Genomic DNA, 25,890 nt, shown 5'->3' on the forward strand with positions numbered 1-25,890 from the left:
CGAATTCAAGTTGCTTTTCGGTTGGAGAAACAGACGAGGTGCTCATTCACATTGCACAATGAATTAACTGCACAAATCGCAATTAACAGCGTAAATAACGTCCAGCATGCTGACGACAGACACCGAGTAATTCTAATTCTACCAAAGCCACATTCAGTTCGCTGGTCGAAGTCTGTACACGTGATGCTAGCTCATCTAGGGATAAACCCACCCAATCCAATTCTGCGTAGAGCTGTGAAAGATGCATGGGAATATCGACTTGTGCAGGGATCACCGCAGTAGGATTTGTCGTTTTTGGTGTTCGAGACTTTTCACTGGATGGTTTTATCCGAGCTTTTTCGATCAGTGGCTTTTCGATGGAAATATCTGCATCAGCTTGATGGACATTGATGTGCGGTCGAAAGGCATTGAGGTCTTCTAATAACTGCTCAGGGTGATCAATCAATGTTGCGCCTTCACGGATCAGCTGATGGCAACCTTGATGATATTGGCTATAAATGTGTCCTGGAATAGCAAAAACCGATTTACCTTGCTCAGCCGCTGTTTTGGCGGTAATCAATGAGCCACTTTTTAAACCCGCTTCAACCACTAAGGTCGCCTCACTCAGTCCGCTAATGATGCGGTTACGTCGTGGAAAATTTTGTTTCGCAGGTGGGGTATTGGGTAAAAATTCGCTGACAATGGCACCGCCTGTATCGATAATTTGCTGGCAGAGTTGCTGATGCTCAGCGGGATAGCATTGATCGAGCCCAGTCCCAATCACCGCTACGGTTTGTCCTTGTCCAATCGCCCCTTGATGTGCTGCTGCATCGATGCCCACAGCCAGACCACTACAAATCGGATAGTGGCGACTGGCAAAATAGGCGGCAAAGTCATAGGATACTTGAGCACCGTGTGGACTCGGTTTACGACTGCCGACGAGGGCAATTTGTGTGTGTTGTAACACGCTTTTATCACCACGGACAAATAGGATTGGCGGGCGATCGTCATAGGGCATCAGTTGTTTGGGATAATCACCAATGCCTTCAAATAAAAGGTAGTCACAATGTTGATCAATACGTTCGATACATTGTTGAAACTGCTGTTGTCCAGCGTCGCTATGAAATTCTTCTAATCGTTTCAGATGGTTGGCATGCAGATGCAGTTGTTGCCACGTGTTGAGGTGTTTGAGTTCTAGGGCGTGTTCTGCGACTTGAAAGTAGTCAATTAACTTGAAGTAGCTTGCCACGGAATGACGCAACACGTACCACAGTTTGAGTTTTGCCAACTCAGGCGGGGATAGTGTTTGCATCTTCATGGCAAACTCCTTTATCTTTAAATTTCACCTGTCGACGCATGGATCAAAATATCTGCGCCGACAAGGAAATGCCATCTACGATGGATGATGATTTATTCTTCTGAAAGAGGCGCTGCCAAGATCGCACCTGTTTTAATCGGCATGCTACTATCTAAGATATAGGCATAGCTGACCTGATCAAAGGTACGGAATACCAAGGCATGACCAACGCGCTGATTTGGCAATTTGACATTTTCTTTGGTTTTCGGATCGACAGTAGTTTCGCCAAGTTGATCCAGCGCAAAGACTTGTCCAACGGTTGCACCATCTTGTAGACCACGATTAATCGCCACCACACTGTGCTTACCTGCCGTACCAATCGAGCCAAGTACACGAATCACTTGACCACCATCGCTGACTTGATCGACAGGAACAGGGTAGAATAAGGTCGGTAGCATCGGATCATAGATCGGCAATAACAAATCGCCTTTGCGTACTTCGCCTTTGTAAGTCTGCTTGATTTCATAGGTGCTGATGTCATTGTCGACTTGTGTCACCATACCTGTAGCGACTTGGCTTAACTCCAGTGCAGCGACATATTCTTTGCCTTCAGCATCTTTGAATTTGTACGGGTCGCCTTGACGATAGATGGCATAGGCTTGACCAAGTTGCACCCCATTACCACGGATATAAATACGATCGCCTTCTGCCGCCAATACATGTTGTTCAGTCATACCAAGGACATACGGGACATTCTCTAAAGTATTTGGAGAAATGACGATACTGCGTTCAAGCCAGTGACGAATTTCATCGAGCGGAATCACAGGAATGGCATTATGTAAGGATTCAACACGGATCTGTGCTTGTGTATTGCCACCTGCACGGCGGATAATACCTTCACAACCATCACCCTCATCACGACCGATAAGTGGACGACCATCCACTGTACAGAGCAATAAGCGATCGCCTGGGTAGATCAAATGCGGGTTGCGGACATGTTTGTTACTTGCCCAAATTTCAGGCCAGCGCCACGGTTTGTCCAAGAAGCGTCCAGAAATATCCCACAATGTATCGCCTTTTTTGACAATATAGACATTGGGTGCATCTGCACGTAGTGACGGTGGTGTTGGATTTTTCGCTTGCGTTTCGACCGCAACCCCCAGACCTAAGCCCATACACAATGCGACTGCCAAAGCGCCCCGTTTGAATATAGTCTTGATGTTTGCTTGGTTATGCAAAACTTTTGTCATTATCATAATCCCTAATATTGTGTTTGTAATTCAGCTATAATGTCAGCCGATACAAACGCCCCCTAGTGAAGTAAATAGTTTAATTTTAGGCATTTGCTTTACCAATGGCAACTGTGAGGACCATATGGCACTGCTACCTATTTTAAGTTTCCCCGATCAACGCTTACGCACCATTGCCAAGCCTGTAGAAGACGTCAATGATGAGATTCGTCAGCTCGCAGCAGATATGTTTGAAACCATGTATGCCGCACCTGGCATTGGTTTGGCTGCGACACAAGTTGATCGCCATATTCAGTTGATCGTGATGGATCTGTCTGAAAATAAAGATCAGCCTATGGTGTTCATCAACCCAAAAATCACACCGCTGACTGAGCAAACAGCACCTTATGAAGAAGGCTGTCTTTCAGTCCCTCAAATATACGATAAAGTTGAGCGTCCGTCACGTGTAAAAATCGAGGCTTTGAACTTAGACGGTGAAAAAATTGAGATCGAAGCGGATGAATTGCTTGCGGTGTGCATCCAGCATGAGATGGATCACTTAAATGGCAAACTGTTTGTGGACTATTTATCGCCACTCAAACGTCAACGTGCTCGTGACAAAGTCGAAAAATATGTACGCCAACAGCAAAAGCAAAAAGTGCCTGTGAAACGTTGATTTCGGCTGTGATTTCAAGCGTTGTATAAACCATCATTGAGAATCTGTGACGCATAAAAAAACTGCCACGAAGGCAGTTTTTTTATCATCGTTACAAATTAATCCGCAGTCGACTGATAAGGATCAAGTTTGCTGATGCGCACTCGATCGATCTTATGTCCATCCATAGTCAAAATATCGAAGAGGAAGCCATCGGCTTTGATGCTTTCACCATCACTCGGTACTCGACCGAAGTGCCACAGCAAGTAACCTGACAGGGTAGAGTATTCTTCATTGTCATCGACCAAGTCTTTATCAATCAAAATCGAGACATGACGAATATCACTCGATCCATCCAGCATCCACACGCCGTCTTCGAGCACTTCTGCATCAGGTAAAATCTCATCTTCATCATCTGGGAATTCACCTGCGATGGCTTCTAAGATGTCGATCGGCGTGGCAATTCCTTCGATTGAGCCATATTCATTGAGGACAATCGCAATCTGCATTGGCGCATTACGAAGTTGTTCCATCAAGGTCAGCACTTTTAAGTTTTCATGCACCACCAGCGGTTGACGAAGATTGTCTTCGATACGGATTTCACCTGTTTCTAGCAAGTCATTCATGACTTTGTGAGTCAGGGCGACACCTGCAAGATTGTCCAGATTATCTCGTGCAATCAAAATGCGTGAATGTCCAATCGCGAGCAACTTCTCTTTTAGGTCGGGATCATCCAGATCAAGCCACTCAAGATCAGGACGAGGTGTCATGATCGACTTCACAGGACGTTCAGCCAGGGTGAGTACGCCGTGAATCATGCCTTTTTCTTCATCCGAAAAGACATCGTTCACAGAGGAATGTGTCGCCAAAATATCCGCTGTTTCTGAAAGATGTTCACTGTCATGATGTTCCACATGACGACCACCCAATAAGCGCAGTACAGCAGATGCGGTACGAGAGCGCAGATCAGTGGTGGTGATCATCTTCTCACGACTACGTTTGGTGGCTTGGTTGATCGCTTCGATCATCACCGAGAAGCCAATTGCCGCGTAGAGGTAACCTTTTGGAATGTGGAAGCCAAAGCCTTCGATCACCAAAGAGAAACCGATCATAAATAAGAATGCCAAACACAGAATCACCACGGTTGGATGCTTATTGACAAAGTTCATCAATGGCTTAGAGGCAATGATCATCACCGCCATAGCGATCACCACAGCCGTCATCATAACGGTCAGATGTGGCACCATACCGACAGCGGTAATCACACTGTCTAAGGAGAACACCGCATCGAGCACCACGATTTGGGCGATGACCATCCAGAAGGCGGCATGTACCACTTGTTCTTCTTTGGCTTCGTCTTTCCCTGCGATACGCTCATGGATTTCCATGGTGGCTTTAAACAGCAAGAATAAACCACCGACAATCAAGATCAGGTCACGTCCTGAAAAACCAAAGCCAAATACGGTAAATAAATCATCGGTCAAGGTCATGACCCATGAAATCGAGGCGAGCAAGATCAAACGCATGATCAGCGCCAAGCCTAAACCGACTAGACGGGCTTTGTTACGTTGTTCTGGTGGTAATTTTTCTGCCAAAATGGCAATAAAGACAAGGTTGTCGATACCCAAAACGATTTCAAGTACGACTAATGTGGCGAGTCCCACCCAAGCGGATGGATCAGACATCCATTCAAATAACATCTGCACTCTCCTTTGAATTAGGAGCGTGCATTGATGCATCCCATAAATTTAAAATATTATTTTTGATCAAAATAAAAGCATTATCACCAAGTACGTGACAACATCGAGGTTTCATAGGGGGTATTTAAGTGGTCAAAGGAATGCTCAGTATATGCAAGTCTGTGATCAATTTCATTAAAAATTAAAGTAAAAATTGAGGTTTTTGTTGCGAAATATTGTTGATTTTTTGTGCAAAGTCATGCTCGGGTAATATGTTGTCATAAAAATTGCATAAAGCGTCTATAAGCATGATGAGTTGCTCGCTATACTAGAAAAGAAAAGCCTTGAGTAGTAGCAGACGAGTGAGTGAAGAGAACACGAAAATGAGTAGTCATATGCAAGATACAATTCAATCTAATCCAATCCAATCTAATTCAATCAAGCCCAGTCCAGTGAATTCTAGCCCAGTGAATGCTAATCAAAGCCAAAGCAATTCGAAATCTAGCAATACATTTGCAACATCCACACCGCATAATCAAAGCTATATCCGTAAACAGACCAATCAAACCTTAATCGCACTGTATTGTGGCTCTCGTGCGGGCAATAAGCCGATCTACCAACAATCTGCCATCGCCCTCGCCAAAACCCTTGCAGAAAATGATTTTGGCGCAGTCTATGGCGGTGCAAGCATCGGGCTGATGGGACAAATTGCCGATACGGTGATTGAGCATGGCGCTGATGTGGTTGGTGTGATTCCAGAGTTTATGCTGGATTATGAGATCGCCAATCAAAAACTCACCGAGCTACACGTGGTCGATACCATGCACACCCGTAAAGCGATGATGGCAGAGCGTGCCAGTGCATTTATTGCCTTGCCAGGCGGCTTGGGGACTTTTGAAGAAATTCTTGAAATCGCAACTTGGGGACAGCTTAATCAACATCAAAAACCAATGATGATTTTTAATGTCAATGGCTTCTACAATCCCTTAATTGCACAGCTTGATCATGCGGTAGAGGAAGGCTTCTTACCACTGCATCATCGTGCCAAGATTTTGGTCTGTGATGATATTCAGCAGATTTTAGAGGTGTTGGAAAATTTAAATACACCGAGTGAGTTTGCGATCTAATTGTTTGGATTATAAGTAAAAATGCCATCACGATGGTGGCATTTTTTTAATCACAAGATTTTAAGACGCTAGAATGTGCGATTTAAGCCAACTATCTAAGCAAACCAAGCATTGATGTGTTGGTAGAGCCAAGGTAAACCCGCCGCCAACAAAATACTCACCGCTAAACCAAGCAACAGCTTCATCGCATCTTTACTGATATTGCGTGCGGTATAGCGGCTATCGACGGAGACCATATGCATCGAGATGGCAAATTCACGCCCAGCAAGTAGACCGAGGAATACCCATGTGGTGCTCATCGGAATATTGCTCCATTCCTTGAATACCAGCAAAATCAACGCATACATAAAGTCGATGATAGTCGCTGCACGAATGTCTTCCACACCAGTTTTGGTGTTAATAATGTTTTGGATCGCACCGCCACGTTGATAGAAAATAATTCCCATCAGCACCACAAATGTCGTCACTGCAAACAGCATAAACTCAAGTGGCACTTGGCGTGGCACGTAAACGAAGATATTCGCCAAATCCTGAATCAGCCATTGACTCCAGAGGAATGCGGTAGCGCCCCATTGCAGTACAATCCAAAACTTGGTCGGTGACTCATGTTTAGTTTCAGCGAAGTAAATCGTCACTTTACGAATCACAAAACGATACACCAAGATCGCCACCACAAAGGCAACCGCATAACCCATCACGGATTTGGTCAGCATGCTACTCAAGCTACTCGGTGAGAAAATGGTGAGTACCAAAAAGGTGGTGCTGACAGGAATGCCGTATTTGGTCAGAATAATCAGCAGTATCGGTGGCACGATATACAGCCACGACATGCCATCTTTAGGAAAGGGGATGGTTTCCAAGCGTCCATAGGCAGCATCACCAATACCCGACGCCCACCAGCCGTATAACAGCACGACGGCAAGAATGGTGCTTGCGAAAATCCACAGCACCCACCACGGACGATGCGCATTAGAGGAGATGAATGTGCCTAGGGTTTGCGGAACATCATTACCGACGATAGAGTATGCTGCGAGGCAAAATCCAACGACCATCAATACTTCAATCGACATAATACATTCCCTTGTAGGACAGTAGGCGTAGCATAAGCAAAAATCGCAAATAGAAAGTGTTGCAAAAATATGGCTATTTTATGAAAGTTTCATGACAATAGCATCTAAATGTTCTACTTTTATGCAAAAAAATAGCAACCCGAAGGTTGCTATGCACGTTTTTGCTGCTGAGTTGTGGATTAAGTGATTGACATGAAAATGTTTTTTGTCACTTCATCAAGATTTTTTATCTAAAACATCAGTTATCCAAAACATCAGCCAGCTAAACTCAGTTATTTTAAGTTGACTTGATAGACAGCGGTACTGCCACTGACTTCATTGCCGACGATCAGAAGTGGTGCGCCAGTTGGTGAGTTTTTAGCAGATACAAATGTTAAGCCTTCTGGACCAAGATCACCCGCTTCACCATGTTCATGTTGTTCTTCTGTGGCAGTGACTTCACGAGAGTTGATATATTGGACGAATGTCGGTGCTTTCGGGTTACTGACATCATACACCATGACTCCACCAACACGTTCCAAGCCCACGAAGACAAAGGTTTTCTCACCGATTTTACCAACGGTTAAGCCTTCAGGCTCAGGACCTTTGTTGTCACTGCGGTCATCGAGCGCAATGCTTTCATGGTCGGAGTTAAATAGTGCAGGTAGTTGCTCGGCAATGGTTTGTTCGATTTGATCGCCAGAATCCCACACTTGTGTGCCATGTTCATCCCAAATGCTGAATGACCGCCCACCGAAACTATAGAGTTTGTTATAGGTCATGTAGCCATTGTCATCAAGCATTGGCGATCCATCGCTATTTTTCAAATAGCCCATGTTCCAGATGATATTTAAGCGACCGAGATTTTCATCGGCACGACAGTCATCGCCACAGTAGGCAAATACCGATGGGTCAAGTTTCGCCCCTTTGGCAAGCGCATAGAGCTGTGCAGGCATATCATCGCCAAGGCGACGTGCAAAACCATCTTTATGCACCAGATGTTTCATGCGCAGCTCATCCATAAAGCCTTTGCTGGCATCGCCATTGTAGTAGGCATCTTCATCGCTGATCCATTCCCGTGCATCGCCTTCATTGGCAGTGACCAAATAAGTTGCACCATCGACATTGTAGCTTGAGATTGCATCTGGCATATACACGCCGTATAAGCCTGTCCACGGTTTGATATTGATCACGCCATCATCGCTGGCATCAAGTCCCTGACCATCCACACCATGATCTTTAAAACCGAGTGGCAATACATCGCTAACGGTTGCTGTGCTGATGTCGACTTTGGCAAGCGCATTGTTTTCTTGCAAAGTCACCCATGCGGTTTTGCTGTCGCTTGAGATGGTGATGTATTCAGGTTCTAAGTCTTGTGCAACTGTTGCATTTGGTCCATAGATACGCACACCTGCATCGATCAATTGGGCTTTCTGCGCATTGAAAGATTTAAAGTCTGCTGTACGGACAGTTGGATTATGAATATCTGTCACATCAATGATGCTGATCGAGCCTTCAGGATCAACGGTATAACCCGCATTGGGTTCGCCTTCGTTTGCTACCAAGACACTTTTGCCATCAGGGCTAAAGATGAGCATATCAGGCAATGCGCCGACATTGACAGAGCTGATCAAGCTCAAGTCCGATGCCTTATAAAATGCGACCAAGCCCGAATCAGTTTTGGTCGGTGCTTGTACCGCCAGCGCAACCACGCCATCATACACTGCCACACTATTCACTTCGGAATCAGCCAGCACATCACGTGCCGAAAGTTCGCCGATATGGGTCAAATTGGTCATATCAGTACCATCCAGCACATCGACCAAGCCTTTCTTGGCATTGACCGTGAAAATGCGTTTTGATGTTGGATCAAAGGCAGTGATTTCTGCGGCACTTTCAGCAAAGACACTTGTGTTATAACGACTGAGCAAACTGAGTTCGATTGTTTCAGGCGTGACTTCGGCGTGTTCTTCGGTGTTATCGTTTTGGTTGTTGGATGAATCATCGTCATCATTACACGCAGTAAATAGGAGTGATACGCTGAGTCCCATTGCGATACAGAGCATTTTTTTGTTGAAATTGAATGGCATATGATTCCCCATGTTAGCATGATCAAAATAAAACCACACCATGCTAAAAATGCCGTGTTGCAGATACATGACTTTTTGGTGACAAAATCATGACAATCTGACGCAACTAACCTGAATTTGCCGATCGCTACATTCAGCGCATGGAGATTGTGCGTGTTGCAGGTTAAACTCAACGCAGAAAACACGATCCACGTTGATTTGAAGCCTCTATGTCGATTCCCAGCGCTAGTCCAAGCTCCGTCCATGAAAACCAAGTTGCGCCCGAATATCGGGTGATCTTGTGGTTGGCTGCGCTGGGATTTTTTATGCAGGCGCTGGATGCGACCATTGTCAATACCGCATTGCCAAGTATTGCTTATAGCCTAAATGTTGATCCGTTGCAGATGCACAATGTGGTGATTGCCTATGTGTTGATGGTGGCGGTCTTTATCCCGATTAGTGGTTGGTTAGCGGATCGTTTTGGTCTTCGCAATGTCTATGTGGCGGCAATTGCGATTTTTACCCTAGCCTCACTGGGCTGTGCTTTATCACAAAATTATACCCAATTGATTGTTGGGCGGATTTTTCAGGGCATTGGCGGGGCATTTTTATTACCCGTTGGGCGACTGGCTTTACTACGAATTTTACCGAGAAATCAATTCCTTGCAGCGATGAGCTTTATTTCGATTCCAGGTCTGGTCGGTCCATTGATTGGTCCAACCTTGGGTGGATTCATGGTGGAATATGCCACATGGCATTGGATCTTTTTGATCAATCTGCCAATCGGTATTTTGGGTTTAATCTTTACCTGTACCCACATGCCCAATGCAAAACTGGACAATTTACCTCGCTTTGATGCGCTTGGTTTTGTCTATCTGATCATGATGATGGTGGCGCTGACTTTTGGTTTGGAGCGCTTTTCACAAGGTGGTTGGTCGTTATTGGCGGTACTGAGTATTTTGGCTTTGGGTGTATTGGCGGGCGTGATTTATGCGTGGCATGCACGGCGAGACAGCAGGGCAGTATTTCGAGCGGATTTATTTGTTGATCTGCGTTTTCGTATTGGCATTTTGGGCAATATTTTTACTCGACTTGGCAGTGCCAGCATGCCGTTTATCCTGCCATTGATGATGCAATTGGCAATGGGCTTTAGTCCGCTCCATGCGGGTTTGATGATGGTGCCGTTGGTTTTTGGCTCGATTTTGATTAAAAATTTTGCCACAAAGATGATTCAGCGTTTTGGCTATTATCGGGTGTTGTTGGTCAATACGGTTTTGGTTGGGCTCGGCATTATGAGTTTTGCCCTGTTAGATGCGCATCCCAATATCTATACGCAATGCTTGCATTTATTTGCCTTTGGCTGTGTCAACTCGATGCAGTTCACTGCCATGAATACCTTGACTTTAAAGGATTTGAGCAAAGCGCAGGCAGCGAATGGCAACAGTCTGCTGTCGATGGTGATCAATGTCTGTATGAGTATGGGTGTGGCGTTAGTTGGCGTGCTATTGCATTTGTTTGAAAAAATCGGTGTCGGACAGCCGACGATTTGGTCGTTTCAGCACACCTTTATCATCTTGGGTGCGATCACGGTGCTGGCAAGTGTGGTGTTTCGACAGCTACGACAATTTCAACAACAACCCGCCATCTCCACTTCGGAGTAACGCATCCGATGGCAAAACGCAGAAAAAAATCGAAACGCATTGGCTTTAAACTGTCACAATGGCTAAACAACAACAGCAAACGGAGCGTGCTGATCATGATTATTGTATTGTTGATGCTGACCGCAAGTGGTGGTTTGCTGTTTCATTATTTTGAAAATCCGCAAAAGTTTGAAGAATATGCGGTGCACGGCTTTGATGTGTCGCATCATCAAGGTGAGATTGACTGGAAAAAAATTGATAAAAAATATCAATTTGTCTTTATCAAAGCGACTGAAGGCGGCGATTTCAAAGATCCACGATTTTTAAACAACTGGCAAAATGCCAAAGATTCAGGTTTAAAAGTCGGTGCGTATCATTTTTTCCGCAATTGTAAAACAGGCATGGAACAAGCCAAAAACTATATCGAAGCCGTACCAAAACAAGCGGACAGTTTACCACCTGTGATGGATTTAGAATTTCAATGGAATTGTCCTGATGTCACTGCAGAACAGTTGCAAGCGGAAATTGCCACGATGGCGAAGCAACTCGAAACACATTATGGCAAAAAACCGATTTTCTATACCACACCGAACTATTATCAAAGTTATATCAAAGGTAAATTTGATGATCATGTGCTATGGATTCAGGACTTAAACAATCCACCGCCACGCTTCGATCAACGTCCTTGGCTATTTTGGCAATATACCCAAAAAGGCAAAATCTCAGGCATTGAAAAAGAAGTTGATCTTAACGTATTTCGTGGCGTAACTGATGATTTTGACGTGTTTTTACAGTCGAATGGCACGGTCGAGCCCTATACACCGAAGCAATAATCGCATGCATGGTCAGTTGTTAGTCCAAGACTTCATCTAATCTTCCAATAGACTTCAAATGAATTTCAAATGGACTTCACCGTAAATTTTCAACGCTGATTTATGCTACCGACATGCTCGGATGATGAGAAACTCTATGAATGTATTGCGAAGATGGTGGTGGTTGATTTTGATGCTCATGGTTGCCGTGGCAACCAGTTTTTATTGTGCATTTCAGTGGGGTTTTCTACGCTTTAATTATCCAGATCAGGCGGTTTATCCCGTACAGGGTTTGGATGTCTCACATCATCAAGGGGAGATTGACTGGCAGGCGATCAATGCACAAGCTGATCAGCCAAAATATCGATTCGTTTTTATTAAAGCGACCGAAGGCGGTGATTTCAAAGATCCTCGTTTTGTACGGAATTGGGAAAGTGCGAAAAATGCAGGTTTCAAAGTTGGCGCCTATCATTTTTATCGCAACTGCAAATCAGGACGGGAACAAGCGCAGAACTTTATCGATAGTGTGCCAAAGCAAACAGACAGTTTGCCACCTGTGATAGATTTAGAGTTTATGGGCAATTGCGAAAATGATTTAACCACCGCACAGTTGCAAGCTGAAATTCGGAGTATGGCAGTCGCTTTAGAACAACATTATCAGCAGAAGCCGATTTTCTATGTGACGCAAGACTATTATGCGATGTATTTGCAACAGGGCTTTGAAGAATATCCGCTGTGGTATCGTGATATTTTTCAACGTCCGAAGATCGCTGCGGGTCGTCCGTGGTTATTTTGGCAATATAGTCATCGTGGGCGGGTCAATGGGATTGATGGCGTGGTGGACTTAAATACATTTAACGGTTCAGTTGCCGACTTTGAAGCACGTTTTTAAGCAGATGATTTAAGTAAATGACCTAAGCAAATGATCTAAAAAAAATCTGCACATAAAAAATAGCACAATCTGCTACGCATTTGTTTTACATCTCTCACGGGTTAAACTAAAGCCGTGAGATCATTTTGGTAACTTATTTCGATGTCAGAGCCTGCGTTACGCAAAATTATTCATATCGACATGGATGCGTTCTATGCATCTGTGGAGTTGCGGGATCGCCCAGATTTGCGGGGTTTACCGATGATCGTGGCACATGATCATCCACGTTCGGTGGTGACCACAGCGACCTATGAGGCTAGGCAGTTTGGCTTACGTTCGGCGATGTCAGTGGCATTGGCAAAAAAGAAATGCCCGCAAGTAGTTTGTATCGAGCCTGACTTTTCCAAATACAAGGCGGTATCACAGCAGTTGCATCAAATCTTTCGTCAATATACCGACCTGATCGAACCGCTGTCCTTAGATGAAGCCTACCTTGACGTGACGCAGAATTTTAAACAGCTTGCTTCAGCGACAGCCGTCGCAGAGCATATCCGAGCGGATATTTTTCGGGAAACTGGACTGACCGCATCGGCTGGTGTTGCACCGAATAAATTCTTGGCGAAAATCGCATCAGACTGGAACAAACCTGATGGCTTGTGCGTGGTCAAACCGCATCAAGTTCAGCAATTCATCCAACAACTTGCTTTAGAAAAACTGCCTGGGGTCGGGAAAGTCACCTTACAAAAAATGCACGCCTTGTCATGGCATAGCATTGCGGATATTCAAGCGATTGAAGAAGCAGAATTGATTCACCATTTTGGAAAATTTGGGCGACAGTTGTTTCTGTATGCGCAGGGTATAGACCACCGTAAAGTGCAACATCAACGAGAACGTCAGCAGATTTCCAAAGAAATTACCTTTGAAAAAGACTATTTTTTAAATGACATTGCTGAAAAATGGCAACCGCTGATTGAACGTGTTTGGCAACAACTTCAGCAGAAAAAAATGTGCGCCCGAGGCGTACAAATCAAACTGAAAACCGCCGACTTTAAAGTCTTGCAACACAGTCGCTCCTTTGCACAGCCCTTGCATCATCTCGATGAATGTAGGCAGGCAGTTGCTCAGTTATTAGCAGAGTTTAATGTTGATCGTGCGTTGCAATTTCGCTTGATTGGTGTTGGGGTGTTTGCATTAGAGGATGCCAGTGAGCAAGTACAGTTGTCGTTGATCTAAACAGAATATTTTCAAAAATCCTAAAAAAATTAGTCGATCAGCCAGCAAGATTTTGTTAGTTTGAGTCAAGCACACAAATATCTCTTGTTAAATATGTCAGCCATTCGCTTTAAAACTTTTAATTCCACGTTCACCGCAAATCAGCACAATTTTGATGTGATTGAAATTGAGAATGGCTTTTGTCGGGCGGTGATTGCTCGGCAAGGTGCGCAAATTTTAAGTTTTGAACGCAAAATGAATAATGCAGAAACAGATGCTGTCGATAGTAAGTCGTTGCTGTGGTGTTCCGAATTATCATTGCAGCAATTCTTAGATGACTTGAAAAGTGATCGTAAAACCAAAGCCATTCGTGGAGGGATTCCGCTGTGCTTTCCGTGGTTTGGCGGACATCCGACTGATGCAAAATTACCAGCGCATGGTTTTGCACGGACGCAACTGTGGAATTTAACATCAGTCGATGAGTCTGCTCAAGGACATCAATTGCTTTTTACCTTAGAAAATAATTCGGTGACTGAGGCAGTTTGGCAACATCCATTTTGCTTAACATTGCGTATCAGCTGTGGTAAGCAGTTGCGTATGGCGTTGGCGATTGAAAACAAAGGGGATACGGCATTTGACTGTGAATTTGCTTGGCACAGTTATTTTCCTGTGAATGCAATTGAAAATGCTCGAATTGATGGTTTGCAAGGTAAAAAGTTTTTAGACCAATTAACGAATCAAACATATGTACAAGAGCATGTGCAGATTATATTTGATCAAGAAACAGATCGAATTTATCAAGATGTTGACGGGCATTATTTGATTCAAGATGAGCGTCAGCAGATTAAAATTGATACCAATCACTGTCAAAGTGCGATCGTCTGGAATCCGTGGATTGAAAAAACTAAACGCTTGGGCGATGTTGATGCGCAGGCTTGGCGAGATTTTGTTTGTTTAGAATGTGCTAATGTGCGAGAACATCGCCTGCATATCGAAGCTGGTGCGAGCGCTGAATTTTCGATGACGATTGCTTAAAAAAACGTCCTACGCCTCATGTACTTATAGCCACTTATTATGGCTACTTACAATGTAATCATATTAAATTCTCATCACAGCGTTGTAAAAATAGGGCTAGCGCTCGTGCGGTAATTTTGCATAATTGCACCTTTCATCGGTCTTGATCGTTTTGGGAAAGACTGCACGACGAGCCACATTTGAGTGTAATCATATTGCACACTCAATCAGCTAGAGTAAGCGTATGGACAATCATTCGACAGCAAGTAACTCACAAAGTAACTCACAATATTATACCCGAACGGCGCAAGTGCTACATTGGGTGATGGCGCTGATCTTTATCGTTGCTTGGGGTATTGGTTTTTATAGTGGCAATTTCTTGAGCTATGACGTCGATGGCAGTTTTAAAGGCGATGTGATTACCTTGCATAAAAATATTGCCACCACGATTATTTTTCTGGTGCTGATTCGCATCTTTTGGCGTTATACCCATCCTGCGCCGAAGCTCCCTGATACCATGTCGCCATTGATGCAAAAACTGGCGCATGTTGGGCATTTGATGTTGTATCTGATCTTGCTGGCATTGCCGATTACAGGCTGTTTGTTTAGCTGGAGTGCAGGGCATCCTGCACCTGTATTGTATCTTTTTGAGATTCCTCGACTCGTACAAGACAATCCTGAACTCTTGGCGATTGTGAAACCGATTCATATCTATTTATCGTGGTTTGCTGGCTTGCTCATCGTGGGGCATGCAGCGGCAGCATTGAAACATCACTTTATCGATGGTGATCATGTCTTGCGTAGTATGTTGAAACAGCGTTAAACCTTGATGGTTGTGACCCTTCGCAGATGAAGAGTGGTAATTATTGGTCATTTCAAAAGACCATCCCTAAGATCAACCTAAGTGTTGATCTTTTTTTGGTGTGTGAGGTCAATCAACATCAAAATTTCAAATTTTTCTGCCGAAGATAATCGCTGGATATGACATCGTGATGAATCGCTCAAATGACACTGGAATATTTTGTTGCAGAAAATTTTTGGCTGAAATCAATTGTTGATATCCATTTGCATATTTTATCGTTGACAAGTGTTTTGCAAGGAGTATAACTAAAGAAGTGCAGTAAAAAATAATTGCCTTGCAAGGAGAAATTGGACTGTGATGTGACGCTAGGGAATGCGTGAAATATTGCGGTAACACCTTGCAAACGCTATGAAATATATCGTAGCAGCTATTTACACTTTACTGACATACAACGCAACATCTTTGGCGCAAGCTGAAATTTCAGTATCGTCAATCGTCAACGAGAGAGGGAAGATATTTATGAATATTGAAATCCGTACCGATAAGAATATCCATGGTAGTGATCGTTTAATCGATTATGTGCGCACAGAATTAAAACAACAATTTCAACGCTACAGTGAAAAAATCACCCATTTTGAAGTGCATCTCAGCGACATTAACGGCGATCGAGGCGGTGAACTCGATAAGCGCTGTATGATTGAGGCGCGTCCAGCAGGATCTAAGCCTGTTGCAGTCACCCATAAAGCAGATAATATCGACCTTGCGATTCATGGTGCGATTGAAAAATTAAAACGCTCATTCGAGCATGCTTTGGGCAAAAATGATCATGGTCGTGGCACTCGTCCAGATTGGTCTGAAGCATAAATTTGGCTTGATCTTGTTAGACTGAACAAATTGTAATTAAACGCAATTTTTCTATCTGATCAAAACACTTTCCGCTATCATGGAAAGTGTTTTTTTATGCCCATCAACATGCCCATTAAAAGTACATCGGTGATGATTTAGTGCGGTGGATGAGGGTGTTTTGACTATTTTTTGAGATGAGGACGAGTCATGTTGAATAGCGCACAACAACAATTAATCGAGGCGATAGAACAGCTCGATCTCGTGCAGGTAGAGCGCTTGCTCGCACATGATCTTGATCCGAATTTTATTGATCCAGAAAAAGGGCCACCGATTTCAGTATTGTGTGATGGTTTGTTTAAATGGTGGGAAAATATCTGCCAAGCCTATGAAGATCATCAACCACTCTCAGAACAACAAAAAGCTGATAGCTTGCAGGTGTATTTGGATATTTTAGATCGTTTGATCGAAGCCAAGGCCAATCTCCATCTTTGGGACAGTGAGGAGTTTTATGGACCGCTATGGGATGCCACCAGTGCAGCCTGTGTGCCCTTTGTAAAAAAACTACTGGCACAGCATGTCGATCCGAACACTAAAGATGATCAAGATTTGACAATCTTGAGCTCCGTCAGTGAGTTATGGTTTGATTGTGACTTTGATGAGATCGATTGGGCTGAAGCGCTGCCTGAAGAACAGCAAACACTGAACTTATTGCGTGAAAATGGTGCTAAAATGACAAAAGAATTGGAAATCAACACGTGAAGCAGCGTATGAAAATAGCAAACAATGACATTCTGAAATTCGACACACTGAAATTCGATAGATCAGGTATAAAAGCATTCAGCATCAAGACATTGGCATGTGCCACTTTGGCAATGAGTTCATCGCTAGTCTTTGCCGAGAGTTTCACTTTTGATCGTCCAGGTGAAAGTCTAGGTACAGCGACTGTACCGAAAGGGCATGTCGCTTGGGAGCAATCTTTGCCAAGTGCAAGCTATGATGAATGGCGTGTTGACGGTGAGCAAAATAGTCAACTGACTTTGCAAGCGGATGCTCTGGTGCGTATCGGCGTGGCGGATGATCTCGAGATCCGTGTCGGTTGGGATGGTCCAGTTTGGCAACGTAACAAAGATGGTGCGGATGATCATGATATTGACGGTACTGGCGATGTCACCATTGGTGTGAAAAAAGCCATTGAAACCAATGATGACCGTATGTCTTGGGCAGTGCTCGCACAAGTCAATCTCGCCAATGGTGATGATGAATTTACCGAAGAAGATGAGATATATTCGGTCGCTTCTGCGATTAGCTATGATTATAGCGACAATATCACCACAGGCATCACCATGAAATATGATTACCAAGATGGTGATTTGGCGTGGTCTGCAGTACCAAATATTGGCTATGGCATTACCAAGAATGTTTCTGGTTTTTCAGAGTTTGTTTATCGCAAGCAAGAAAGTGAACATTATGAGTCGATGGTCAATACAGGTTTGATTTGGATGCTCAATGATCGACTGCAACTTGATGCGATGCTGGGCTACAGTTTTAACGAGCAAAATCCGCGCTATCGTGCTGGTTTAGGCTTTGCGTATTTATTCTAATCCGTTGCGTTAAATCTTGCTGTGCTACGGCTGGTATTGTGTTTTTGCACTGATCTCGTTGCGATGTATAGGTTGAAAAAAGAACATTGATTCTGCATGTTTCAGTGTTCTTTTGCTTTGAGCTAGATGGATTTCATTTGAGTTAAATGATGAATATGAATGTTTTGGTGCTTCGAATTTTTAGCATATTGATGTTGCTGTGTCTGTCGGTCTTGTCGACAACACAGGCAATGGCTGAGGAAAAATTCTTAGCGGCAGAGCAGGCCTTTCCTCTGCAAGTGCGCTCGATCAGTGAACAAGACATCGAGCTGAGCTGGAAGATTGCACCAAAATATTATTTATATCAACATCAGTTTGTGGTTGAGCGTCAGGGACAAAAAGTTCAATTCCAATTGCCTCCCGCACAAGATAAGCATGATGAATTTTATGGCGATACCAAGGTCTATCATGATGCAGTATCTTTTCAGATCAAAGCGCAACCCAATGCAAGCTATTCAGTACGTTGGCAGGGCTGTGCCGAAAAAGGATTGTGTTATCCGATCAGCCAACAAACATTTCAAACCGATGCATCAGGGCTGGTTAGTCTAGAGCAAGGTCAGGGAACAGCGCATCAACCTTCGTTATTTGGTGAAAATTCGCAACAAGGTGGTTTGCTTGGTCAGGGGGCAGGTCAAGCTGCCAATCCAGAAGCGTTAGGTCAAACAAGCTCAGATCAAGAAAACTCAGCACAGAGCAATGCCAAACAGCCGAATGTAGCAGTGACAGACGGTGTGAGTCGCACATCCAGTGACGTTGCGGAAGATGAGCAATGGTCGGCACGTTTGCATCAGCAACATTTTGTCTGGAGTGTATTGCTGTTTTTGGGCTTGGGCTGTTTGTTAGCATTTACCCCATGTTCTTTGCCGATGTTGCCGATTTTGTCGAGTTTATTGATTCGTCAGCATGCTGGTGTGCGTGCGGGTGCGATCAGTGTGGTTTTTGTCTTGGCGATGGCTTCGGTGTATGCACTGCTTGGTGTGCTGGCAGCCAGTGCGGGGAGTAATCTTCAGCGTTGGTTACAACAGCCTGCGGTGCTGATCGTTTTTGCGGGTGTGTTTGTCTTATTCGCCTTAAATCTCTTTGGTGTATTTGAGCTGAAACTACCACAGAAGTGGTCGCAACAACTTGACCAAATCCAAGGACGACAAAAGGGGGGGACGCTCATCGGCGCCGCAGTGATGGGAATGTTGTCCGCATTGCTGGTTGGGCCGTGTATGACAGCGCCATTGGCGGGTACATTGCTTTATATTTCGCAAACGCAAAATATGCTGATCGGTGCGGTGCTATTGTTCAGTCTGGGCTTGGGGATGGGCATTCCGCTGATTATTCTCAGTCTGATTGGGCAAAAGGCATTGCCAAAACCTGGCGCTTGGATGCATCGCATACGTCATATTTTTGCGTGGGTGATGCTCGGCTTGGCACTGTATTTTTTGCGTCCATTGATGAGTGCACAGCTCTTTAGTCTTGCGATGCTCCTGTTGACGCTACTCCTCGGTGCTTATCTGCTTTTTTTAATCATCAAAAGTGCCATGAAAATGAGACTGGTGCTCGGATTGATGTTGGTATTGACGATGGGTTTTGGTGTATTGCAAGCACAACATTTATATCGCTTATCCGATACGACACAAATCACGTGGCACGTGGTGAAGAATCATACTGAGTTTGAACAGGCATTGACGCAGGCAAAACACACTGGACAGCCGATCATTGTCGATCTTTATGCAGATTGGTGCATTGCTTGCCAGCCGATTGAGCGGGATGTCTGGACAGATGGACAAGTGCAAAAGGCGCTAGCCAATGTGCAACGAATTAAACTGGATCTGAGCAACTATGATGACAGCCATCAAACCATACTCAAAGAATGGCAGATGCTCGGACCACCGACAGTATTATTTATCCAACCGAATGGGCAAGAGGATCGGTCATTGCGTTTAACAGGGAGCTTTAACCGGCAGCAACTGCTACAGCATCTTCAATCTGGTCAGACAGCACAATAAGATTACGACCATTTTGTTTGGCTTGATACATGGCATCATCAGCTTGTTGGATGGCATTTTTCATACTTTGGTTTTGGCAGACGAGGGTGACACCGAAGCTGGCAGTAATGCGTAGCGGTTGCGCTTTACCTGTGCAAATCTGGAGTTTTTGGATGGAACGCTGGCAACGATGTGCCAGTTGCATGATGATATTTTTATCAGTATTTTTGACCACGATAATAAATTCTTCACCGCCATAACGCCCCAACATATCGGCTTGACGCACATTCGATTGTAACGCTTCGGCGACTTCAATCAGTACCTCATCACCGATCATATGCCCGTAGCTATCATTAATGCGCTTAAAATGGTCTAAATCTAAAATAATAATGCCGTAACATTGCTGTTTTTGGCGAGTCAGCTTCTGTTCGATAATTGCGAGTTGCTGATTGATACTGCGCCGATTTAACAGCTTGGTGAGTGGGTCAATCAGACTCATCGACTTGAAAGAGGCTTCACGGTTACGCCACTGATGCAAAATAATGCTAAACATCGCAAAGCAGATCACCACTACAGGCAAGGCAAAATACAACATGCTCAGACACCAAAAGTGATTGGTATAGGGTGAGTTGTGCATCCCTGGAAAATCAAATAAAGGCGCATAATCCACTTTACCCAGCCATGTCAGATAGACCAAAGTGATAATGCTCAAAGTGGTCATGGCGAGTATGGGATAAATAATTTTTGCTTCAAATAACAATAGCCCAAGCGCAATGACACTGATCATTACGATCGCTGTGGCTGGGCTCATCACCCCACAAATATACGCATCCCACAACAAAAATCCGCCAAAGATACTGGTGCAAAGATAGATCATCGGCGTATGTAAATGGCTGTGTTTGGAAAACTTAAAACACATGTAAATCAAAATAAAATATATAAAAATAAAGGCGATATTCAGGTAGAGGCTCGACACCACGAAGGAGACATCAACAAACTCATGCACAGCTGGTGAGAAAATCACGAAAATCTTCCAGAATAACCACAGCGAATGAACCACACTGGCGAGAAACAGCATTAGCATACAACGCTGGATTGGATTCCAGTTGATAAAATGTGTCGTGCGTACCAATTCTTTGATGCTATGGTACATGGATTGATTATTCATGAACCTCTGATCCCTAGCAAATATGACAAAAAGTTAGCCTAAATTATTAATAAAAAATTAAAGTTCCATCCTTTATTTATTAGCTAAATTCAACCATAGACCTTGTTTAAATAATCGTCAATACATTTTTTAGAACAAATTATAAAAAAGTATTTTATTGTAAATTTTTTATGAATAATCAGTTAAATAGAAATGCTGAATAATGTGATTAAGTTTTACAAATCATCAATTCTGTTGATTGAATTTGCCCTTTGGTACCAAGCCAAAATGGACGGTTTTGCTCGCCATGACCAAACCAATCTGCCTGAAATAACGGAATCTGTAATCGATCACAATGCTCGGCAAAAATCGCCATTAATTCGTGTGGCACATTCTTCTGTGGACACAGATAAAAGTCGCCCATCACGATGGCTCTAATCTTTGCGCAGTCGACACTTTGTAGCAGTTGTACCAGTAGACGTTCCAAGCTGTAATAGGGCTCACCGACATCCTCAATCAGTAAAATGCTGTCTTGCTCAAGCGTCAGTGCCCACGGCGTACCTTGTACACTACATAGTGTCGTCAAATTTCCGCCAAGTATCTTGCCTGAGATGGCGTGCTGTTGCTGAGCCAGCGTATTGTATGGCGTAACGGCATAACGCTGTGGCATCTGCGCAAACATCGGATGAAGTAATGCCAGCACCTCTTGTCCATCTTTAGAAATCGGCATCACTTCATTCAAGTTTTTTGTGGCGATTTCTTGGAAAACAGGCGCATGTAATGCTTGACCACCCTGCATGGCGATATAGTTGAGCAGTACAGTGCTGTCGGAATAACCAATGATCGGCTTAGTCAAGAGCCAGGTGTCCAGCTCAGGTAACAGCTGTGCTGCGCCTGTGCCACCACGCCCACACCAGATGGCATCTATACTGTGATCTTGTGAGGCGTGCTTGAGATCGGCAATACGCTGTGCCACTGAACCAGCGAGATAGCGGTGGCTGGCAAAGAGATGCTCGGACAGCTGTACATCGACATCAAGGGCTTGAATCTGTTGCTGTGACAAGGCAATTTGATCGGAATCTACACATGCGCTCGGCGCAACAACTTGGATTTTCATGACAATACAGTAAATACAATAGCAATGTGATGTGCGCAGTTTGACATATATTGACTGGAGAAACATCACCGATAGTTTGCGCTTTTTGATGCACAACTGTGCAAAATCAGGCATTCATATCAAAATCAAAAATAGTTCAAAAAGAAAATTGCACAAAGACGTGTAAAAAAATGACTGAAAAGTTATTGCAAATCAAAATCCATTTCATGTAAAAATATCAATATAAAACAATTGTTTATTTGGTATTGTGCATGATTTTTTGAAAATTGAGCACTTGGCAAAGAAATGTTGCATTTACGGCTAAAGTTGTAGATCAGGTTTGGGATTGAAATGGAAAATTATTTTAATTCATTGAAAATTATCAAGTTAATTTGAAGTTTGAGGTGTTTCGCTATGAAAGTTCTACGTGTATTTGAAAATTGGATACTTATTATTTTATTTATACATGGTATTTTTTATCGAAATAATGGGTGGTGCTGGCTAAATAAATCATATTAGAATCGGCTACGAACAGAAATGATGGGGGAAGTATCCCGTGCGCCGTGCGTATGGTTGATACTTTGACTAAGCAAAACTAGCTTGAGGAACGCTCATGCAGATCGGAATCCCAACCGAGACCATTGCGGATGAATACCGTGTGGCAGCGACACCAGAAACAGTAAAGAAGTTGACCTCTGCGGGTCATCAAGTCGTGATTCAACGTGGTGCAGGCATCAAAGCCGCTTATGTTGATAGTGCTTATGAACAAGCAGGCGCAACCATGACCGACAATGCTTATCAAGGCAGTCAATTGATTTTGAAAATCCGTGCACCACAAGGTGACGAGATTGCACAAATCGAATCTGGCGCCAGCGTTGTTGCGTCTTTTGACCCTTACCGTAATCCAGAGCTGGATCGTTTTGCAACGCAAAACATCTCTGCATTTGCGCTTGAGCTTTTGCCACGGACATTGTCACGTGCGCAAAACATGGATGTATTGTCTTCACAAGCCAACTTGGCGGGTTATAAGTCTGTGCTTTTGGCGGCGAATGAATATCAAAGCCTCTTTCCAATGTTGATGACAGCAGCAGGTACTGTGAAACCTGCACGTGTGGTGATCATGGGTGTGGGTGTAGCAGGTCTGCAAGCGATTGCAACGGCGAAGCGTCTAGGTGCAGTAGTTGAAGCGACGGATTTGCGTCCAACAGCGAAAGAACAAGTGGAATCGCTGGGTGGTAAATGGTTAGACGTACCAATGTCACCAGAAGAGCAAGCACGTGCGGATGAAGCGGCAAAGAACGGCTATGGCTGGACACCGGGTGAGCAGTACATCCAAGATCAAGCAGCAATTGTGGATAAAGCCGTGGCGAATGCAGACATCGTGGTGACGACGGCATTGTTACCAGGGCGTAATGCGCCACGTTTGATTCATGGTGCAACGGTTGCCAAGATGAAACCGGGTTCGGTGATTCTCGATATGGCAGTGGAAACTGGCGGGAATGTCGAAGGTTCAGTGGTTGGCGAAACGGTGATGACCGAAAATGGTGTGAAGATTTTGGGTATTCCAAATATTCCATCGACTGTTGCGACGGAAGCATCTGCATTGTATGCACGAAATATTTTTAATTTCATTGATACCTTGTTTGACGAAAACAAGAACGTCAAGATCAATCTTGAAGATGAAATTCAGAAAGCATTATTGGTAACTCACGGCGGCGAAGTGCTGCTCAAACGTGGTTAAGGAGAGCTCTCATGGTTGAAACGATTACAATTTTCGTCCTTGCCATCTTCGTAGGTTACTACGTCGTTTGGGGCGTTACCCCTGCGTTACATACCCCGTTGATGGCGGTGACCAATGCTTTGTCTTCAATCATCATCGTTGGTGCAATGATTCAGACCGTGGGTCTGCCTGCGCTTGGTGTAGATGGCAATGTGGCATTCCAAAGTGTGAATGTGGTGAGCATCTTGGGTGCGATTGCAGTATTTCTTGCCAGCATTAACATTTTTGGTGGCTTCGCAGTGACTGCACGTATGCTGGAAATGTTTAAACCAAAGCAAAAGAAGAAAGAGGGCTAACCCATGGAATTTATTCGAGACTATGCGGATTGGTTCTACCTGATTGGTGCCGTCCTGTTTATTTTGACTTTGCGTGGTTTGTCAGGTCCGAAGACTGCGATTCAAGGTAACCGCTACGGTATGATCGCAATGGCGATTGCGGTATTGACCACATTCTTCGTTGCTGAAAATCCAGTGATATGGATGATTATCGGCGCAATGATTCTTGGTGGTTTAGTCGGTATTGCTCGTGCACGTACAGTGCCAATGACGCAAATGCCTGAAACTGTGGCATTGATGCACTCATTGGTTGGTTTGGCTGCGGTATTAATTGCTGTGGCGGCGATCTTGCACAACAACAAGTTGCTTGAAATCGGTGCAGATGCATTGACTGCCAACAATATCGACTTCCATGCCATGAGCAAAGTGCATTTGTTTGAATTGTTCGTGGGCTGTTTTGTCGGTGCGATTACCTTTACAGCGTCAGTTTTCGCTTACGGTAAATTGGCTGCAAAGAAATGGGCGAAAACCATTTCAGGTGCATGGGTTAAACCAGTTCAAGCGATCATCTTTATTGCGATGTTAGCGTGTGGTTTCTACTTCTTTAGCACAGGCAACATGACTGCATTCTGGGCGATGACGGCATTGGCATTGATCTTCGGTTGGGTGTGGATTGCACCAGTCGGTGGCGGTGATATGCCAGTGGTGGTATCACTATTGAACTCATTCTCTGGTTGGGCAGCAGCAGGTATTGGTTTCACACTAGAAAACAATATGTTGATCGTTGCAGGTTCATTGGTTGGTTCATCAGGTGCGATTCTGTCTTACATCATGTGTAAAGCGATGAATCGTTCAATCATCAATGTCTTGTTTGGCGGTGCGATGGGCGGTGCTGCAGCACCAGTTGCAGGTGCAGGCGAACAAGTACAACGTAACTACCGTTCAGGTTCAGCAGATGATGCAGGCTTTTTGATGTCGAATGCGGATAGCGTAGTGATCGTACCGGGTTATGGTATGGCGCAAGGTCGTGCACAAAACGCCGTCAAAGAGTTGGCAAACTTGCTCAAAGAAGAGGGTGTGAAAGTCCGCTTTGCGATCCACCCTGTTGCAGGTCGTATGCCAGGTCATATGAACGTCTTGCTTGCAGAAGCTGATGTACCGTATGAAGACATCTTGGAAATGGACGAAATTAACTCAGACTTTCCTGCGACTGATGTGGTACTCGTGATCGGTGCGAATGACGTCGTCAACCCTGCTGCAAAAGACGATCCAAGCTCACCGATCTACGGTATGCCGATTTTAGAGGCGCACAAAGCACGTACCATTATGGTGATCAAGCGTTCAATGGCAACAGGTTATGCTGGCTTGGATAACGACTTATTCTATAACGACAAAACCATGATGATCTTCGGTGATGCTAAGAAAGTTGTGGAAGACATGACCAAAGCAATCAATGGTACAGGTCACTAAGCGTTAAATCTCAAGATGCACTAAAAATTTGCATCAGGACCTCGTTACAAATCAAGCCACCCGACAGGGTGGCTTTTTTAGTGTCTGGAAAGTAACTAAAATTCAAATGATGATAAAAATATACAACTATAACTTTGAAGATTTTGAAAATAAATCTGCTCAAAATCTATTAAAAAGTGTGAAATAGAACAATGAAAATAAAAAATATGTCGCTCATTTTGACTT

General features: G+C 44.1%; 22 protein-coding genes. 15 read left to right on the forward strand and 7 right to left on the reverse strand.

The window, feature by feature from the left end; all coding sequences use genetic code 11:
- Positions 1-82: 82 nt before the first annotated feature.
- A complete protein-coding gene (dprA, locus tag BLQ60_RS08800) occupies positions 83-1,297 on the reverse strand; it encodes a DNA-processing protein DprA (RefSeq protein ID WP_425283412.1) in 1,215 nt (404 codons plus the stop codon).
- 92 nt (positions 1,298-1,389) lie between these two features.
- A complete protein-coding gene (locus BLQ60_RS08805; protein WP_092619030.1) occupies positions 1,390-2,526 on the reverse strand; it encodes a LysM peptidoglycan-binding domain-containing protein in 1,137 nt (378 codons plus the stop codon).
- Positions 2,527-2,650: 124 nt separating this feature from the next.
- Here BLQ60_RS08805 and def point away from each other — a divergent pair, with 124 nt between their 5' ends.
- The gene (def, locus tag BLQ60_RS08810; RefSeq protein ID WP_092619033.1) at positions 2,651-3,181 is read left to right on the forward strand and encodes a peptide deformylase; all 531 of its coding nucleotides are present in this window, start codon (positions 2,651-2,653) and stop codon (positions 3,179-3,181) included.
- A 98-nt stretch (positions 3,182-3,279) separates the two neighbouring features.
- Here the strand turns inward: def and BLQ60_RS08815 are convergent, their stop codons facing one another.
- Positions 3,280-4,860: a TerC family protein gene (locus tag BLQ60_RS08815; RefSeq protein ID WP_092619036.1), complete on the reverse strand. Its 1,581-nt coding sequence runs from the start codon at positions 4,858-4,860 to the stop codon at positions 3,280-3,282.
- Between the two features lie 374 nt (positions 4,861-5,234).
- Here BLQ60_RS08815 and BLQ60_RS08820 point away from each other — a divergent pair, with 374 nt between their 5' ends.
- Positions 5,235-5,966: an LOG family protein gene (locus BLQ60_RS08820; RefSeq protein WP_092619039.1), complete on the forward strand. Its 732-nt coding sequence runs from the start codon at positions 5,235-5,237 to the stop codon at positions 5,964-5,966.
- A 95-nt stretch (positions 5,967-6,061) separates the two neighbouring features.
- Here BLQ60_RS08820 and BLQ60_RS08825 read toward each other — a convergent pair whose 3' ends face one another.
- Both BLQ60_RS08825 and BLQ60_RS08830 read right to left on the reverse strand, forming a co-directional pair.
- Positions 6,062-7,036 carry a hypothetical protein gene (locus BLQ60_RS08825; RefSeq protein ID WP_092619042.1) on the reverse strand — a complete coding sequence of 325 codons (975 nt, stop codon included), beginning with the start codon at positions 7,034-7,036 and terminating at the stop codon, positions 6,062-6,064.
- 272 nt (positions 7,037-7,308) lie between these two features.
- Positions 7,309-9,105, reverse strand: coding sequence for a choice-of-anchor I family protein (locus BLQ60_RS08830; protein ID WP_244516009.1), 1,797 nt, complete (start codon positions 9,103-9,105; stop codon positions 7,309-7,311).
- 209 nt (positions 9,106-9,314) lie between these two features.
- On the opposite strand from BLQ60_RS08830, the gene mdtD reads away from it, so the two are divergent.
- From mdtD to dsbD, 10 genes are all read left to right on the forward strand, one after another.
- The gene (mdtD, locus tag BLQ60_RS08835; protein ID WP_092619045.1) at positions 9,315-10,745 is read left to right on the forward strand and encodes a multidrug transporter subunit MdtD; all 1,431 of its coding nucleotides are present in this window, start codon (positions 9,315-9,317) and stop codon (positions 10,743-10,745) included.
- 8 nt (positions 10,746-10,753) lie between these two features.
- Positions 10,754-11,557, forward strand: a complete 804-nt coding sequence (locus tag BLQ60_RS08840; protein WP_092619048.1) for a glycoside hydrolase family 25 protein — start codon at positions 10,754-10,756, stop codon at positions 11,555-11,557.
- A gap of 136 nt (positions 11,558-11,693) precedes the next feature.
- On the forward strand, positions 11,694-12,428 hold the full coding sequence (locus tag BLQ60_RS08845; protein ID WP_171259087.1) for a glycoside hydrolase family 25 protein: 735 nt from the start codon (positions 11,694-11,696) through the stop codon (positions 12,426-12,428).
- 141 nt (positions 12,429-12,569) lie between these two features.
- On the forward strand, positions 12,570-13,640 hold the full coding sequence (gene dinB, locus BLQ60_RS08850) for a DNA polymerase IV (RefSeq protein ID WP_092619054.1): 1,071 nt from the start codon (positions 12,570-12,572) through the stop codon (positions 13,638-13,640).
- 93 nt (positions 13,641-13,733) lie between these two features.
- On the forward strand, positions 13,734-14,654 hold the full coding sequence (locus BLQ60_RS08855) for a D-hexose-6-phosphate mutarotase (protein WP_092619057.1): 921 nt from the start codon (positions 13,734-13,736) through the stop codon (positions 14,652-14,654).
- Between the two features lie 223 nt (positions 14,655-14,877).
- Positions 14,878-15,456: a cytochrome b gene (locus tag BLQ60_RS08860; RefSeq protein ID WP_092619060.1), complete on the forward strand. Its 579-nt coding sequence runs from the start codon at positions 14,878-14,880 to the stop codon at positions 15,454-15,456.
- 498 nt (positions 15,457-15,954) lie between these two features.
- Entirely contained in the window at positions 15,955-16,299 is a 345-nt protein-coding gene (locus tag BLQ60_RS08865; protein WP_092619063.1) for an HPF/RaiA family ribosome-associated protein, read from the forward strand.
- 189 nt (positions 16,300-16,488) lie between these two features.
- A complete protein-coding gene (locus tag BLQ60_RS08870; protein ID WP_092619066.1) occupies positions 16,489-17,040 on the forward strand; it encodes an ankyrin repeat domain-containing protein in 552 nt (183 codons plus the stop codon).
- Between the two features lie 8 nt (positions 17,041-17,048).
- Entirely contained in the window at positions 17,049-17,882 is an 834-nt protein-coding gene (locus tag BLQ60_RS08875) for a transporter (RefSeq protein WP_244516010.1), read from the forward strand.
- A 146-nt stretch (positions 17,883-18,028) separates the two neighbouring features.
- Positions 18,029-19,918, forward strand: coding sequence for a protein-disulfide reductase DsbD (gene dsbD, locus BLQ60_RS08880; protein ID WP_244516011.1), 1,890 nt, complete (start codon positions 18,029-18,031; stop codon positions 19,916-19,918).
- Here dsbD and BLQ60_RS08885 read toward each other — a convergent pair.
- Both BLQ60_RS08885 and BLQ60_RS08890 read right to left on the reverse strand, forming a co-directional pair.
- On the reverse strand, positions 19,866-21,065 hold the full coding sequence (locus BLQ60_RS08885) for a GGDEF domain-containing protein (protein ID WP_092619072.1): 1,200 nt from the start codon (positions 21,063-21,065) through the stop codon (positions 19,866-19,868). The genes dsbD and BLQ60_RS08885 overlap by 53 nt on opposite strands.
- Positions 21,066-21,273: 208 nt before the next feature.
- Complete coding sequence (locus BLQ60_RS08890) at positions 21,274-22,161, reverse strand: LD-carboxypeptidase (RefSeq protein ID WP_092619565.1); 888 nt, start codon at positions 22,159-22,161, stop codon at positions 21,274-21,276.
- Positions 22,162-22,753: 592 nt separating this feature from the next.
- On the opposite strand from BLQ60_RS08890, the gene BLQ60_RS08895 reads away from it, so the two are divergent.
- Genes BLQ60_RS08895 through BLQ60_RS08905 form a run of 3 tightly spaced genes read left to right on the forward strand, consistent with a single transcriptional unit; the run spans position 22,754 to position 25,665 of the window.
- Positions 22,754-23,881, forward strand: coding sequence for a Re/Si-specific NAD(P)(+) transhydrogenase subunit alpha (locus BLQ60_RS08895; protein ID WP_092619075.1), 1,128 nt, complete (start codon positions 22,754-22,756; stop codon positions 23,879-23,881).
- 11 nt (positions 23,882-23,892) lie between these two features.
- Positions 23,893-24,216 carry a proton-translocating transhydrogenase family protein gene (locus BLQ60_RS08900; protein ID WP_092619078.1) on the forward strand — a complete coding sequence of 108 codons (324 nt, stop codon included), beginning with the start codon at positions 23,893-23,895 and terminating at the stop codon, positions 24,214-24,216.
- Positions 24,217-24,219: 3 nt separating this feature from the next.
- Positions 24,220-25,665 carry an NAD(P)(+) transhydrogenase (Re/Si-specific) subunit beta gene (locus BLQ60_RS08905; protein WP_092619081.1) on the forward strand — a complete coding sequence of 482 codons (1,446 nt, stop codon included), beginning with the start codon at positions 24,220-24,222 and terminating at the stop codon, positions 25,663-25,665.
- Positions 25,666-25,890 lie beyond the last annotated feature (225 nt).

This window comes from Acinetobacter marinus, assembly GCF_900096915.1.
In the GTDB taxonomy this organism is placed as follows: Bacteria; Pseudomonadota; Gammaproteobacteria; order Pseudomonadales; family Moraxellaceae; genus Acinetobacter; species Acinetobacter marinus.

What these genes read in the sequence shown, in the direction of transcription:
- dprA (WP_425283412.1), bottom strand. Translation starts at nt 1,297, where the DNA reads ATGAAGATGCAAACACTATCCCCGCCTGAGTTGGCAAAACTCAAACTG.
- BLQ60_RS08805 (WP_092619030.1), bottom strand. Translation starts at nt 2,526, where the DNA reads ATGACAAAAGTTTTGCATAACCAAGCAAACATCAAGACTATATTCAAA.
- def (WP_092619033.1), top strand. Translation starts at nt 2,651, where the DNA reads ATGGCACTGCTACCTATTTTAAGTTTCCCCGATCAACGCTTACGCACC.
- BLQ60_RS08815 (WP_092619036.1), bottom strand. Translation starts at nt 4,860, where the DNA reads ATGTTATTTGAATGGATGTCTGATCCATCCGCTTGGGTGGGACTCGCC.
- BLQ60_RS08820 (WP_092619039.1), top strand. Translation starts at nt 5,235, where the DNA reads ATGCAAGATACAATTCAATCTAATCCAATCCAATCTAATTCAATCAAG.
- BLQ60_RS08825 (WP_092619042.1), bottom strand. Translation starts at nt 7,036, where the DNA reads ATGTCGATTGAAGTATTGATGGTCGTTGGATTTTGCCTCGCAGCATAC.
- BLQ60_RS08830 (WP_244516009.1), bottom strand. Translation starts at nt 9,105, where the DNA reads ATGCCATTCAATTTCAACAAAAAAATGCTCTGTATCGCAATGGGACTC.
- mdtD (WP_092619045.1), top strand. Translation starts at nt 9,315, where the DNA reads ATGTCGATTCCCAGCGCTAGTCCAAGCTCCGTCCATGAAAACCAAGTT.
- BLQ60_RS08840 (WP_092619048.1), top strand. Translation starts at nt 10,754, where the DNA reads ATGGCAAAACGCAGAAAAAAATCGAAACGCATTGGCTTTAAACTGTCA.
- BLQ60_RS08845 (WP_171259087.1), top strand. Translation starts at nt 11,694, where the DNA reads ATGAATGTATTGCGAAGATGGTGGTGGTTGATTTTGATGCTCATGGTT.
- dinB (WP_092619054.1), top strand. Translation starts at nt 12,570, where the DNA reads ATGTCAGAGCCTGCGTTACGCAAAATTATTCATATCGACATGGATGCG.
- BLQ60_RS08855 (WP_092619057.1), top strand. Translation starts at nt 13,734, where the DNA reads ATGTCAGCCATTCGCTTTAAAACTTTTAATTCCACGTTCACCGCAAAT.
- BLQ60_RS08860 (WP_092619060.1), top strand. Translation starts at nt 14,878, where the DNA reads ATGGACAATCATTCGACAGCAAGTAACTCACAAAGTAACTCACAATAT.
- BLQ60_RS08865 (WP_092619063.1), top strand. Translation starts at nt 15,955, where the DNA reads ATGAATATTGAAATCCGTACCGATAAGAATATCCATGGTAGTGATCGT.
- BLQ60_RS08870 (WP_092619066.1), top strand. Translation starts at nt 16,489, where the DNA reads ATGTTGAATAGCGCACAACAACAATTAATCGAGGCGATAGAACAGCTC.
- BLQ60_RS08875 (WP_244516010.1), top strand. Translation starts at nt 17,049, where the DNA reads ATGAAAATAGCAAACAATGACATTCTGAAATTCGACACACTGAAATTC.
- dsbD (WP_244516011.1), top strand. Translation starts at nt 18,029, where the DNA reads ATGATGAATATGAATGTTTTGGTGCTTCGAATTTTTAGCATATTGATG.
- BLQ60_RS08885 (WP_092619072.1), bottom strand. Translation starts at nt 21,065, where the DNA reads ATGAATAATCAATCCATGTACCATAGCATCAAAGAATTGGTACGCACG.
- BLQ60_RS08890 (WP_092619565.1), bottom strand. Translation starts at nt 22,161, where the DNA reads ATGAAAATCCAAGTTGTTGCGCCGAGCGCATGTGTAGATTCCGATCAA.
- BLQ60_RS08895 (WP_092619075.1), top strand. Translation starts at nt 22,754, where the DNA reads ATGCAGATCGGAATCCCAACCGAGACCATTGCGGATGAATACCGTGTG.
- BLQ60_RS08900 (WP_092619078.1), top strand. Translation starts at nt 23,893, where the DNA reads ATGGTTGAAACGATTACAATTTTCGTCCTTGCCATCTTCGTAGGTTAC.
- BLQ60_RS08905 (WP_092619081.1), top strand. Translation starts at nt 24,220, where the DNA reads ATGGAATTTATTCGAGACTATGCGGATTGGTTCTACCTGATTGGTGCC.